This is a genomic window from Hydrogenophaga atypica (assembly GCF_042665215.1).
Taxonomy (GTDB): domain Bacteria; phylum Pseudomonadota; class Gammaproteobacteria; order Burkholderiales; family Burkholderiaceae_C; genus Hydrogenophaga; species Hydrogenophaga defluvii_A.
In genome coordinates this window covers 271,323-284,526 of the sequence record NZ_JBHTCA010000002.1, presented here as the reverse complement: position 1 = coordinate 284,526, position 13,204 = coordinate 271,323, and the positions used below count along the sequence as shown (strand labels likewise).

The window sequence follows — 13,204 nt, the reverse complement described above, 5'->3', positions numbered from 1 at the left end:
AAACGCTGTCAAATCAACCACTTAAGCCACAAACCGCAAGTGCGACAGCAAAAAACCCAGCCAACATGAGCCACCTGCTCCCCGTGGTGGTGGCCACCCCGGCCTACGCCGGGCTGGGTGCCGCCCTGACCTACGAGCACCCCGAGGTGCTGGCGCCGGGCACCCTGGTGCGGGTGCCGCTGGGCAAACGCGAGGTGCTGGGTGTGGTGTGGGACGGCGCCCCCCTGGACACCGGCGCCGACCTGGCCACCCGCCCCATCACCGAGGTGTTCACCCCCCTGGCGCCGCTGCCGGCCAGTTGGCGGCAGTTGGTGGGTTTTGCCGGGCGCTATTACCAGCGCAGCCTGGGCGAGGTGGCCCTGGCCGCCCTGCCGCCGCAGTTGCGCGAACTCAACGGCGTGCAACTGGCCCGCCGCCTCAAGCGCCAGCCGGGGCCGGCCACCGCGCACACGCCGCCGCCCGTGCCCGAGCTGAGCCCCGAGCAGACCGAGGTGATGGTCCGCCTGCACACCGCCCGCCAGCCGGTGCTGTTGTTTGGCAGCACGGGCAGCGGCAAAACCGAGGTGTATTTGCGCAGCGTGCAGCGGTTGCTCGATGCCGACCCGCAGGCCCAGGCGCTCATCATGGTGCCCGAGATCAACCTCACGCCGCAGCTGGAAGAGCGCTTTGGCGAGCGTTTTGGCGCCGACGGTGTGGTGGCCATGCACAGCGGCATGACGCCGCCGCAGCGCCTGGCCAGTTGGCTGGCCGCGCACAGCGGCGCGGCGCGCATTGTGCTGGGCACGCGCATGGCGGTGCTGGCCAGCCTGCCGCACCTGCGCCTCATCGTGGTGGACGAAGAACACGACCCCAGCTACAAAAGCCAGGAAGGCGCGCGCTACTCGGCGCGCGATTTGGCCGTGTACCTGGCCAAGCAGGTCAACGACAGCCACCCCACCCCTGACGGTGAAGCCAGCCACTGCCGCGTGCTGCTGGGCTCGGCCACACCGTCGCTGGAAAGCTGGCACGCGTCCGAAACCGGCCGTTATCTGCGCCTGGCCATGCCCAGCCGCATCGGCGGCGGCAGCCTGCCGCGCCTGCGCCTGGTGGACATGAACCACCAGCCGCGCAAAACGCTGCTGGCCCAGCCCCTGCTGGACGCCATCACCGAGCGCATTGGCCGGGGCGAACAAAGCCTGCTGCTGCTCAACCGCCGAGGCTACGCGCCCGTGCTGGCCTGCCACGACTGCGGCTGGAAAAGCGAATGCGCGCACTGCAGCGCCCACCGCGTGTTCCACAAGATCGACCGCACCCTGCGCTGCCACCACTGCGGCTTCACCGAGCGCGTTCCGCGCGCCTGCCCGGCCTGCGGCAACCTCGACATCGCCCCGCTGGGGCGGGGCACCGAGCAGATCGAGGAGCACATCATCGAACGCCTGGCCGGCGTGTTGCGCCCCGACGGTCAGCCCGCCCAAGTGGCCCGCATGGACGCCGACAGCACCCGCCTCAAAGGCAGCCTGGAGCAGCACCTGGCCCGCATGCACAGCGGCGAGGTGGACGTGTTGGTGGGCACCCAAATGGTGGCCAAGGGGCACGATTTCCGCCGCATCACCCTGGTGGCCAGCGTCAACGCCGACGCCGCCTTGTTTGCCAGCGACTGCCGCGCGCCCGAACGCCTGTTTGCCCTGCTGATGCAAGCCGCTGGCCGCGCCGGGCGCGACGCCAGTCTGGGCACCGGCAGCGAAATGTGGGTGCAGACCGGCTACCCGCAGCACCCCCTGTTTGCTGCCCTGCGCCAGCACGACTACCCCGCCTTTGCCGCGCAAGAGCTGAAGGACCGCGAGGCCGCCGCCATGCCGCCCTTCGCCTTCCAGGCCCTGGTGCGGGCGGAGGCGCGCAGCCAGGAAACCGCGCAGGGCTTTCTGAATGAAGCGGCCGCACTGGCCACCGAGTTGCCCGGCGCCGATCAGGTGACGGTGTTCCCCGCCGTGCCCATGACCATCCAGCGCGTGGCCAATGTGGAGCGCGCCCAGATGCTGTTGGAAAGCCCCACCCGCGTGGCCCTGCAGCGTTTTCTGGCCGCGTGGCAGCCGGTGTTGCTCGACACCCGCCAGGGGCCGGCTGGCAAAGGCTTGATCCGCTGGGCGATTGACGTGGACCCGCTGAACCTCTGACCCTTCTCTGGCCGGCTTCAGGGTTGAAGCTGTGTCCAGCGGGGCAGCTGAAACCGGGCGAAATCGGCGTCGAACGTGACCAGTCGCAACCCCGCCGTTTGCGCAGTGGCGGCCAGCCAGGCGTCTGTCCACAGGCGCGGAGGCAAGTTCGCTGCCAACAGCTGGGGCAGAGCGGCGTCGACGGCTTCGGTATCCGACACAAAGGCCACGCCCGGCTGGGCGCGCAGGTCGCGGTACACCTGATGGGCTTGCACCAGGCTCAACGCCGCATCGCCCATCAGCTTGGGCTGGCTCAGCAGGCGCACCAGGCCCAGCATGGTGGGGCGGCAAAAACACAGGCGCTGGCCTTGGTTCATGGCGTCTGCCATGCCGTCCCAGTATCGGCGGGCGGCCGCGTGGTGCGGGTGTTCCGGGATGACCAGCGCCAGCCAGACGTTGAGGTCAGGCAAGTCGCCTTGCAGGGGCGGGTGGGTGTCTGTCAGCCAGGTGGCGGGCGGTTCGGCCACTCGCAGCGGTTTGGCCACCACGTCACTCCTCGGCCAAGGCGCTGAGGTCGGCGTGGTTGAGCTGCGCGGGCGCCAGCGCGAGGGGGCGGCCCAGCCTGACCACGGGCAACGGCGCGGGGGTGGGTTGGGCGGCAGGTGCCTGTAAACCCCGGGTGACCAGTTCCAGCACCAGGTCGCGCAGGCTGCGCCCCTCCAGCGCCGCACGGGCTTTGAGGTGGCGCATCAGCTCGTCGGGCAGGTCCAAGGTGGTTCGCATGAAAGCATATTTGTGCAGATGTGCCAGTCTGTCAATGCCGCTGACACAAAAAACCGCCCAGCGGCAGGTGCCGGTGGGCGGTGGTTGCGGCCGCAGTCAGGCCGGATGTCAGCTATCCATACCGCGAACGCGGCACCCGCGACGCATGAAACGGTCGAACCGGGAGACACCGCCGGGCCGGCTTTGCCGGACGGCTGGTGTCGCCCCTTGAGGGGGATGCGGCCACGCGAAGCGGGCAAGCGACGGGGTGGTCTGTTTCACTTCAGGCCAGGTCGAAGCGGTCCAGGTTCATCACCTTGGTCCAGGCTTTCACGAAGTCGCGCACGAACTTCTGGCCGTTGTCGCTCTGCGCGTACACCTCGGCAATGGCGCGCAACTGCGAGTTCGAGCCAAAGGCCAGGTCCACGCGGGTGGCGGTCCACTTCACGGCGCCGGTTTGGCGGTCGCGGCCTTCGTAGCTGTTGTCGCCTGTGGGCTTCCAGGCGGTGGACATGTCCACCAGGTTGACGAAGAAGTCGGTCGTCAACTGGCCGGGGCGTTGGGTGAACACACCGTGTTGCGAGCCGCCATGGTTGGCGCCCAGCACACGCAGCCCACCCACCAGCACCGTCATCTCGGGCGCGCTCAGGGTCAGCAGTTGCGCCTTGTCGAGCAGCATCTCTTCGGGCGAGACGCTGAACGCCTTTTTGCGGTAGTTGCGGAAGCCGTCGGCCACGGGTTCCAGCACGGCAAAGGAGTCGGCGTCGGTCTGCGCCTGGGTGGCGTCGGTGCGGCCGGGGGCGAAGGGCACGTCCACCTTGTGGCCGGCGGCCAGGGCGGCTTGTTCCACACCCACGTTGCCGGCCAACACGATCAGGTCGGCCAGCGACACTTTTTTGCCACCAGCGGCGTTGAAGCCGCGCTGTACCTCTTCCAGCACCGCCAGCACTTTGGCCAGCTGGGCCGGCTGGTTGGCCTCCCAGTCTTTTTGAGGGGCCAATTGGATGCGGGCACCGTTGGCGCCGCCCCGCATGTCCGAACCCCGGAAGGTGGACGCGGACGCCCAGGCGGTGGACACCAGTTCGGCCACGCTGAGGCGGGACGCAGTGATGCGGTCTTTCAGCTCGGCGATGTCGCGGGCGTCGATCAGCGGGTGCTCGGGCGCAGGCACCGGGTCTTGCCAGATCAGGTCTTCGGCCGGCACCTCGGGGCCCAGGTAGCGGGCCTTGGGGCCCATGTCGCGGTGGGTCAGCTTGAACCAGGCGCGGGCGTAGGCGTCGGCAAACTCGTCGGGGTTGGCCAGGAAGTGGCGCGAGATTTTTTCGTAGGACGGGTCGAAGCGCAGCGAGAGGTCGGCCGTGGTCATCACGGGCGGGTGTTTCTTGCTGGGGTCGTGGGCGTCCACCACCATGTCTTCGGGCGCCACGTTTTTGGCGCGCCACTGAATGGCGCCGGCGGCGGTGGTCATCTGCTCCCACTCGTACTTGAACAGCACCTTGAAGTAGCCCATGTCCCACTGCGTGGGGTTGGGTTTCCAGGCGCCTTCAAAACCGCTGGTGGTGGTGTCGCCGCCCTTGCCCGTGCCGTGTTGATTGATCCAGCCCAGGCCCATTTCTTCCATGGGCGCGCCTTCGGGTTCGGGGCCCACCAAGGCGGCGTCACCGGCGCCGTGCATTTTGCCGAAGGTGTGGCCACCTGCCACCAGGGCCACGGTCTCGTAATCGTTCATGGCCATGCGGGCGAAGGTTTCGCGCACGTCCTTGCCCGAGAGCACGGGGTCGGGGTTGCCGTCCGGGCCCTGCGGGTTCACGTAGATCAGGCCCATCTGCACGGCGGCCAGCGGGTTTTCCAGCTCGCGCTCGCCGCTGTAGCGGCTGTTGGGTTTGTCGCTGGTGGCGAGCCATTCCATTTCGGCGCCCCAGTAAATGTCTTCCTCGGGTGCCCAGATGTCGGGACGGCCGCCAGCAAACCCGAAGGTCTTGAAGCCCATGGTCTCCATGGCCACGTTGCCGCAGAGGATGAACAGGTCGGCCCACGAGATGGCGTTGCCGTATTTCTGCTTGATGGGCCACAGCAGGCGGCGGCCTTTGTCGAGGTTGCCGTTGTCGGGCCAGCTGTTGAGCGGCGCAAAACGCTGGTTGCCGGTGTTGGCGCCGCCCCGGCCATCTGCCGTGCGGTAGGTACCGGCCGCGTGCCAGGCCAGGCGGATGAACAGGCCGCCGTAGTGGCCGTAGTCGGCCGGCCACCAGTCCTGGCTCTGCGTCATCAGATCAGCCAAGTCTTTTTTGAGCGCCGCGTAGTCCAGCTTCTTGAAGGCCTCGGCGTAGTCAAAGTCCGGGTCCATGGGGTTGGACACGGCCTGGTGCTGGTGCAGGATGGACAGGTTGAGCTGGTTGGGCCACCAGTCGGCGTTGGACTGGGCGCCATGGGTGGCACGGGCGCCGCCTGCGGCGTGGAAGGGGCACTTGGCTTCAGAGGATGCTTGTGTCATCGCGGGTCTCCTGTGGGTGACAAAACGGCTCAGCTGGCAGACGCCAGCGCGGCGAGGCGCTCCAGCCACTCGGCCGGCAGACACAGCGTGGAGAAGGTGTTTGACGCTGTCATGTCGGGCTCCGGTGGGTGGTGGAGTCCTCACTTTAGGTTGGTGCAAAGAATTGCGCAAACCAATTGTCGGTATCTTTGCAATAGCAATTGGCTATTCGATGGGGCATTGACGACTCAAGCGACACGGCCCAGCCGGCCCCGGTGTGGGGTCGGCTGGGCCGGGGTGGTTGGGTGGCGTGAGGCTCAGTTGGTGGGCACGGGGGCGCCGTTCACCCGGCTGCTGGCCAGCAGTTCCAGCACCGTCTGCACCCCGTTGCCATCGGCAGTCAGCGAGCGCACAGGTGTGCCGGAGGTTTTGGCGATCCAGTTGGTGCTGGTGCCGTTGGCATCGGAGCGCTCGAACTTGCAGGCGTTGAAGGTGCCCGCCGGCACGGTGATCGATTCCTGACCCCGGTAGGTGATGGTGTAGGTGATGGCGGTGTTCTGGTCGGGCACGGGCACGCCCAACCCACTGATGGAGGTGGTGGTGTTTTGTGTGACGGTGAAGGACTCGTCCAGCCCCAGGCTGTACTGGCGGTCGCGCACCGGCGGGCTGATGACATTGGTGGTGGTGACGGTGGCGCCACCGGCGGTGGCGGTCTGGCGCGAACCGTAGAAGATGAAATCGGTGCCGTCCACATCCTCAAAGATGCTGTTGGTGGCGGTCACGGTGCCAGCGGCCGCCAGCGTGGGTGGTGCGCTGTAGTTGGTGGTGATGGTCTGGGCGATTTCAATGAGGTTGTTTGTGCCGGCAAAGCTGGTGCGGGGTTTCACCACGCTCTCGCTGCTGGAGCTGCCAGTGGCTGCTCCGCTGATCTGGTAATCCAGCTTCCAGCTGGTGCCCTCCGTGGCGTACACCAGGTTGACGCATTCGCTGGCCGAACCCGCGCTGGGCGCGGGCGCAGGCGTCGGTGCTGGGGCCGGCGAGGGCGAGGGCGAGGGCGAGGGCGAGGGTGCCGGCGCTGGCGAAGGAGCCGGGCTGGGCGATGGGGTGGCAGTGGTGTCGCTGCCACCACCACACGCGCTCAAGGCAACGGCGGCAAACAGGGCGCTCAGGAGCGGGAGGCGGGGGTTCGTCATCTGGGGTTCCTTGCGGTGCAGGCGACCCAGCGGCGGTGGGTCGGCGGATCGATGGGGGTTTGCGGCTGCAAACGGCAACCCGACGGGTTGCCGAAACAAAATGTAATAAAAATGTGAAGCTGCCGCAAGCCGCTGCGGCCTGCACCCGCCCGGGACGATCCGCCCGACGCTTCAGGTGAGCAGCGACACCGCGCCCGAGAACGTAAGAAAGGCCGCCGCCGTGGACACCAGGATGATGCGGGCGATGCGCCCGTTGTCGGCGCCCAGGCGTTCGGCCAGCAGCGACACGTTGCTGGCGCTCGGCAAGGCCGCCACCAGCACCATCACCTTGAGCGCGAACGGGTCCAGCGGCACGCCCAGCTGGATGGCGCTCAGGCCCGCCAGCAGCACCAGCAGCGGGTGCAGCAGCAGCTTCATCAGCGCCACCGGCAGGTAGTCGCTCAGGGGCATGGGGTGGTTGGACGTCATCTGTGAGCGCGCCAGCACCGCGCCGATGGTGAACAGCGCCACGGGCGAAGCCGCATCCGCCAGCAGCCACACGGTTTTTTCCACCGGGCCGGGCAGTGTGAATTCCACGGCCGAGGCCACCGCGCCCAGGATGATGGCCCAGGGCATGGGGTTGGCCACCACGCCCTTGAGCGCGTTTTTGCCCGCTTGTGCCGCGCCACCCGGGCTGTCCAGCCGCGAGAGCGCCACACACAACGAGCTGGTGATGATCATGTCCACCACGATGGTGACGATGACCGTGCCCACCGCCTGCGATCCCAGCAGCGCGGCAATCAGCGGCACGCCCATGAAGCCCGTGTTGGGGAAGGCCGCCACCAAGGCGCCCAGCGAGGCGTCGTTCCAGCGGATGCGCCGGTTCAGGCTCATGGCAACGGCAAAACCCACCATGACCAGCGCGCACACCAGGTAGATGCCGGCCACCGAGCCATCAAGCAGCGTGGCAATCGGCGTGGTGGAGCCGAAGCGGAACAACATGCAGGGCAGGGCGAAGAACAGCACAAAACCGTTCAGGCCCGGGATGGCCTCCAGCGGCAACATGCGACGGCGAGCCGCGATGTAACCGGCCAGCACGAGGGCGAAGAAGGGGAAGGTGACGAGGAGGACTTGCAGCACGCGGGGGATTGTCGCAGTTGCGCGAAGCTGACTTTCTCCGTCGAAATGTTTATACTCAGTTTAAACATCAGGAGTTAGCCATGCCCGAAGCCGTGCTGTCCATCAAACACTGGGGCAACAACCTCGGGGTGCGTTTGCCGCAGAGCGTGGCGCGCGCGGCGCAACTGCACGCCGATCAGCAGGTACGTGTCACTGTAGAGGCGGGCCGCGTGGTGATAGAACCCTTGCCGACGACCCCCCTGAGTCTGGCCGAGCGCCTCAAACGCTTCGATCCGCAGCGCCATGGCGGCGAGGCCATGCCCATCCAGCCGATGGGTGCCGAGCGGTGGTGACGCGCCGGCCCACATCGCAACCGGCTTCTCGGTCTGCTGGCTGGGTACCGCAGCGACAGGACATCATCTGGATCGACTGCAACCCCCAGGCAGGGCGGGAAATGCGCGACGTCCACCCCTTCCTGGTCTTGTCGCCCGCCGCCTTCAACGAGCGCACCTCACTGGTGATCGGTCTGCCCATGACCACGGCGGCCTACAACGCCGACAACCCGTTTGCCGTGGTAGCCGGTCAGGCGGGTGGGGCCAAGGCGGGGCTGACCAGCTATGTTTTGTGCCACCAGCCCAAGTCGTTTGACTGGCGGGTGCGGCAAGCGGCGCCACACCCGATGAAACGCCTGCACGACGCAGCCTTTGCCGAGGTCTGCGGCGTGCTCAACCAGATCATCGCGCTGGCCTGACCCCGTCACTTCAACGACAGAGCGGCGGCCTCGGCCGCGCAGTCCTTGGTCGTGGTGGGGCCGTTTTTGCGCAGTGCTTGGAGCTCTGCTCTGGCCAGTTGTTGCTGCGCCTGGAAGATGGGGTCGCCTTGCAACATGGCGTAAGTGGCCGCACCCATGGTGCGGCCCGCTTCCACGTCGCTGGCCCAATGCACGCCGCAGACCAGGCGGCTGTCGCCGTAGGCATAGGCACGGGTCAGCACCGCGTCGGCACGGTCTGGCGCCAAGCTGGCCAGCACCAGCCCCCACACCCAGCCCAAGGCCGCGTGCCCCGACGGGTAGGCGCCGTCCTTGAGCAGACGGGCTTCGCCAGCAGGGTCGCAGGTGGCCTCCTTGTGTTGCACAAAGGGCCGAACCCGCTGGTAGTGGTCTTTGGCTTTGTAGGTGGCCAAGCCGGCATCGGTCATGCTGCGGCGCATCAGCGTGGCCAGGTGGGGCGCGCGTTTGGCATCGATGTCCACGCCGAGTGCGCAGGCGAAAACCTGCCCCGCTTCGGGGTAGATGTAGTTGGCGTCCTCGCGCGCCAGCGCGCCGCGTGGGGAATCCTTGAGGCGGCGTGTGCGGCGGTGGTGCGCTTCATCGGCTGCGGCCTGCGCGGAGCCGGCCGCCGGTGCCGGGGGCAACAGGCTCAGGCTGTTGGGCAGCGACTCGCGCGGGAGGTAGCCTTTGAGCACACGGCTGCCCGCCCGGACCTCGCCGATTTCGGCATCGACCGTGCTGGGTGGCGGTGTGGGTGTGGCGCAGGCCATGGCGGTCAGGCCCAACAGCACCGCGGTGAGGGCCTGTGTCAGCCGCCGGGCAGGACCGTGGTCGACCGCTGTTGGATGGGCTGGCGCGCTGCGGGCGCAGGTGTGCGGCTGTTGTGCCATGTGATGTCTCCCTGTGTGTTGTGTTTCGGACAAGTCCGCGTGAATTCTCAAACGGTTGCGGCGCGTTTGCCAAGCGTGCAGGGGATGTGGCGTGTCGCTTATGGGACGACGGCCCCACGCCCATCGGTATGATCGGGCGCTTTGCCCAAAGCCCCCATGTCCGCCGGCCTGAACATCGCCCAACAAGACGCCGTCAACCACCTGGGCGGCCCCTGCCTGGTGCTGGCCGGTGCCGGTTCGGGCAAGACGCGGGTCATCACCCACAAGATCGGCAAGCTGGTGCAGGCCGGGCTGGAGGCCAAGCGCATCGCGGCCATCACCTTCACCAACAAGGCGGCGGCCGAGATGCGCGAGCGCGCCAAGGCCTTGATTGGCAAGCCGGCCAAGGACGTGCTGATCTGCACCTTCCACGCGCTGGGTGTGCGCCTGTTGCGCCAGGACGGCGCGGTGCTGGGGCTCAAACAGCAGTTCAGTATCCTCGACACCGACGACATCACCAGCATCCTCAAGGACTGCGGCGCCACCAGCGACACGGCCACGGCGCGCCAGTGGCAGTGGGCCATCAGCGCCTGGAAAAGCGCGGGCCTGAACGCGGCCGAGGCGCTGGCGCAAGCCACCAACGACAACGAGCGCCACATCGCGGTGCTGATGGGCCGCTATGAGGAACGCCTGAGCGCCTACCAGAGCGTGGACTTTGACGACCTGATCTCGCTGCCACTCAAGCTGCTGCGCGATCACGCCGAGGTGCGTGAGAAGTGGCAGAAGCAGATGGGCCACGTGCTGGTGGACGAGTACCAGGACACCAACGCCACCCAGTACGAGCTGCTCAAGCTGCTGGTGGGCGAACGTGCGCGTTTCACGGCCGTGGGCGACGACGACCAGAGCATTTACGGCTGGCGCGGCGCCACGCTGGACAACCTCAAGCGGCTGCCGCAGGACTTCCCCGAGCTGCGCGTCATCAAGCTGGAGCAGAACTACCGCTCCACCAGCGCCATCCTGCGCGCGGCCAACAACGTCATCGGCCCCAACCCCAAGCTCTTTCCCAAGACGCTGTGGAGCGACCTGGGCGAGGGCGAACCGGTGCGTGTGGTGGACGCCGATCACGAGGACCACGAGGCCGAGCGCGCGGTGGCGCGCATCCAAAGCCTGCGCGCCAATTCCAGCCACAAGGAGTTCAAGGACTTCGCCATCCTCTACCGCGCCAACCACCAGGCGCGGCCCTTCGAGACCGCGCTGCGGCGCGCGCAGATTCCGTACAAAGTCTCAGGCGGGCAGAGCTTTTTTGACCGCGCCGAGATCAAGGACCTGTGCGCCTGGCTGCGCCTGATCACCAACAACGACGACGACCCGGCTTTCATGCGCGCGGTCACCACGCCCAAACGCGGCATCGGCCACACCACGCTGCAGGCGCTGGGCAACTTCGCGTCGCAGTACAAGCTCAGCCTGTTCGAGTCGCTGTTCTCACATTCGCTGCCCAGCGCGGTGTCGGCGCGCGCCGTGGGTGGGCTGCACGAGTTCGGCCGTTACCTCAACGAGCTGGAGCACCGCGCCCGCCACACCCTGGGCACCGAGGCGGCACGCACCTTCCTGAACGATTGGCTCAAGGACATCGGCTACGAAAAACACCTGTACGACGCCGAGGACAGCGAAAAGCTGGCCGCCGCCCGCTGGAACAACGTGCTGGAGTTTTGCGACTGGATGGCCGGCCGTTGTGGTGGCGAGGTGGACGAGAGCACAGGCATCGCCGACGAGCGCAAGAGCATGCTGGAGGTGGTGCAGACCATCGCACTCATCTCCACGCTGAGCGAACGCGAGCAGGACCAGAACGTGGTCACGTTGTCCACCCTGCACGCCTCCAAGGGCCTGGAGTGGCCACATGTGACCCTGGTGGGCGTGAACGAGGGTTTGTTGCCTTTCAAGCTGGACGATGCCGACAACGACCTGAGCGCCGAGGCCTTGGCCCAGCGCCTGCAGGAAGAGCGCCGCCTGATGTACGTGGGCATCACCCGGGCCCAGCGCACACTGGCGGTGAGCTGGCTCAAGCGCCGCAAAAAGGGCCGCGAGACGGTGCCCGGCACACCCAGCCGCTTCATCAAGGAGATGGCGCTGGACCAGACAACCATCAAGGAAGACCCGCGCGAAAAACTCAAGGCCTTGCGCGCCGAGTTCGCGCAACGCGCGCAGGCCGCAGCGGCAGCTGACAAGCCCTGATTCAGTGCGCCCCGCAGTGGGCAAACAGGTTGCGCGCGTCGCTGCGCACCTGTGTCTCCACATCGGCCAGGCCCAGCAGGCTGTGGAACAGGTGGTCGTGTGAGAGCGGCTGCTTGGCTTGGCTGGCCAGGCAATCGTGGACCCAACCGCGCGTCTGGCGCAACGCCGGCGACACCCACGTGACCATGGGCACGTGTTTTTGCGTTTCGGGTGCCATCGCGTAAGGCAGGCCGTGCAGGTAGAGGTTGTTTTCGCCCAGCGACTCGCCGTGGTCGGACACGTAGACCATGGCGCTCGGTTGTGCGTGCTGCTTGAGCCAGGTCACGGTTTGGGCCAGCACGTGGTCGGTGTAGCGGATGCTGTTGTCGTAGGCGTTGACCACCGCTTGCCGCTCGCACTTCTGCAGGGCATTGGTGTCGCACTCGGGCGTGAAGTGTTTGAGCGCGGCCGGCGTGCGTTTGAAGTAGGCCGGCCCGTGGCTGCCCATCTGGTGCAACACCACCACCACGCCGCGCGCGCGTTTGACCGGGTCCAGCGCGGCGATGCGTTCGTCGAGGCCGTGCAGCATGACCTCGTCAAAACACGCGCCATCCGGGCACAGGCCGGGCAGGTTCAGTGCGCGGGTGTCCACGCTGGGCACGCGATCACACACACCTTTGCATCCGGACTGGTTGTCCACCCACAACACGGCCAGCCCGGCGTGTTGCAGCACATCCAGCAGGTTCTCAAAGCGGTCCTGGCTGCCCACAAAGGCCTCGCGTCCCAGGTGCGAAAACATGCACGGCACCGACGCCTGGGTGCTGGTGCCACACGATGTGACCTGGCTGAAGTAGGTCAGGTCGCCTTCTTGTGCCAGGCGCGACAGCTCGGGGTTGGTGTCGCGTGGGTAGCCACCGAGCGCGAAGTTGGCCGCGCGCGCGGTTTCGCCCAGCACCAGCACCAGCAGCGGGGCGGGTGCACGCGGGTTGCTCGGGTGGGCGTCGGTGCCCAAGGGCTGCAGGGGCGCCAGCGTGGCCGGCCCGGCCAGCGCCCGGCTGGTGGACCAGGCGGCGTTGAAGGGGTTGACCATGTAGCGCAGCGACTTGTGGTTGCGCATCAAGGGCGCCAGGTCTTGAAACCCCAGCACCAGCAAGCCGCCGGCCACCAGCAGCGCGGCCCCCAAGGCCAGCAGGTTGTGTTGGAGCTGGCGTGGCCACGGCAGGCGCGCCACCGGCTGGCGCAGCAGCCAGACCCCCGGCAGCAGCAGGCCCCAGGTGAAGGTCCACAACAAGCTGGGCGAGAGCAGGTCGCGCACTTCGCGCAGGTCGGTCTGCAGGGTATTGGTCATCATGCCGGGGTCGATCACCACCCCATAGGCCAGCATGAAGTGGCTGCTGCTGGCGGCGGTGGCCAGGCACAACAGGGCCAGGGGCTTGGTCAGGCGCGGCCAGCTCAGCGGGGCCAGCACCAGCCACAGGGCGGCGGCGATGAACAGGGCGGTGCCGGCGATGAACAGCCCACCCCGCCAGCCGGCCAGATCGGGCAGTGCCCACAGCGCGCGCCACAGCGGCAGGTTGCCCAAGGTGGCCAGCCACAGCGCCAGGGCGCCACTGAGCCACAGGGGGTGGCGTGCCGGGCGGGCGGGCGGGTGCGCGGTGGGCGATGCGGATGTCATGAGCGCAGTGTCTGGCGCTCAAATT

General features: G+C 67.4%; 11 protein-coding genes. 4 read left to right on the top strand and 7 right to left on the bottom strand.

The window, feature by feature from the left end:
* Positions 1-65: 65 nt before the first annotated feature.
* A complete protein-coding gene (gene priA, locus ACFQPB_RS03660) occupies positions 66-2,153 on the top strand; it encodes a replication restart helicase PriA (RefSeq protein ID WP_382219851.1) in 2,088 nt (695 codons plus the stop codon).
* Between the two features lie 17 nt (positions 2,154-2,170).
* Here priA and ACFQPB_RS03655 read toward each other — a convergent pair whose 3' ends face one another.
* The 5 genes from ACFQPB_RS03655 to ACFQPB_RS03635 form a co-directional block, all read right to left on the bottom strand.
* Positions 2,171-2,677, bottom strand: a complete 507-nt coding sequence (locus ACFQPB_RS03655) for a TA system VapC family ribonuclease toxin (RefSeq protein WP_382219849.1) — start codon at positions 2,675-2,677, stop codon at positions 2,171-2,173.
* Between the two features lie 4 nt (positions 2,678-2,681).
* Entirely contained in the window at positions 2,682-2,915 is a 234-nt protein-coding gene (locus ACFQPB_RS03650) for a hypothetical protein (protein WP_382219847.1), read from the bottom strand.
* Between the two features lie 262 nt (positions 2,916-3,177).
* On the bottom strand, positions 3,178-5,385 hold the full coding sequence (gene katG, locus ACFQPB_RS03645; RefSeq protein ID WP_382219845.1) for a catalase/peroxidase HPI: 2,208 nt from the start codon (positions 5,383-5,385) through the stop codon (positions 3,178-3,180).
* Positions 5,386-5,681: 296 nt separating this feature from the next.
* Positions 5,682-6,557 carry a hypothetical protein gene (locus ACFQPB_RS03640; RefSeq protein WP_382219844.1) on the bottom strand — a complete coding sequence of 292 codons (876 nt, stop codon included), beginning with the start codon at positions 6,555-6,557 and terminating at the stop codon, positions 5,682-5,684.
* A 171-nt stretch (positions 6,558-6,728) separates the two neighbouring features.
* Entirely contained in the window at positions 6,729-7,676 is a 948-nt protein-coding gene (locus ACFQPB_RS03635) for an AEC family transporter (protein WP_382219842.1), read from the bottom strand.
* A gap of 80 nt (positions 7,677-7,756) precedes the next feature.
* On the opposite strand from ACFQPB_RS03635, the gene ACFQPB_RS03630 reads away from it, so the two are divergent.
* Together ACFQPB_RS03630 and ACFQPB_RS03625 are read left to right on the top strand one after the other, a co-directional pair.
* Complete coding sequence (locus ACFQPB_RS03630; RefSeq protein WP_382219840.1) at positions 7,757-8,008, top strand: AbrB/MazE/SpoVT family DNA-binding domain-containing protein; 252 nt, start codon at positions 7,757-7,759, stop codon at positions 8,006-8,008.
* On the top strand, positions 8,002-8,406 hold the full coding sequence (locus tag ACFQPB_RS03625) for a type II toxin-antitoxin system PemK/MazF family toxin (RefSeq protein ID WP_382219838.1): 405 nt from the start codon (positions 8,002-8,004) through the stop codon (positions 8,404-8,406). Before ACFQPB_RS03630 ends, ACFQPB_RS03625 begins: the two co-directional genes overlap by 7 nt.
* Before the next feature lie 5 nt (positions 8,407-8,411).
* On the opposite strand, the gene ACFQPB_RS03620 is transcribed toward ACFQPB_RS03625, so the two are convergent.
* Positions 8,412-9,314 carry an acid phosphatase gene (locus ACFQPB_RS03620; protein ID WP_382219836.1) on the bottom strand — a complete coding sequence of 301 codons (903 nt, stop codon included), beginning with the start codon at positions 9,312-9,314 and terminating at the stop codon, positions 8,412-8,414.
* Positions 9,315-9,470: 156 nt separating this feature from the next.
* On the opposite strand from ACFQPB_RS03620, the gene ACFQPB_RS03615 reads away from it, so the two are divergent.
* A complete protein-coding gene (locus ACFQPB_RS03615; RefSeq protein WP_382219834.1) occupies positions 9,471-11,525 on the top strand; it encodes an ATP-dependent helicase in 2,055 nt (684 codons plus the stop codon).
* A gap of 1 nt (position 11,526) precedes the next feature.
* On the opposite strand, the gene ACFQPB_RS03610 is transcribed toward ACFQPB_RS03615, so the two are convergent.
* Positions 11,527-13,179, bottom strand: a complete 1,653-nt coding sequence (locus ACFQPB_RS03610; protein WP_382219833.1) for a phosphoethanolamine transferase — start codon at positions 13,177-13,179, stop codon at positions 11,527-11,529.
* Positions 13,180-13,204 lie beyond the last annotated feature (25 nt).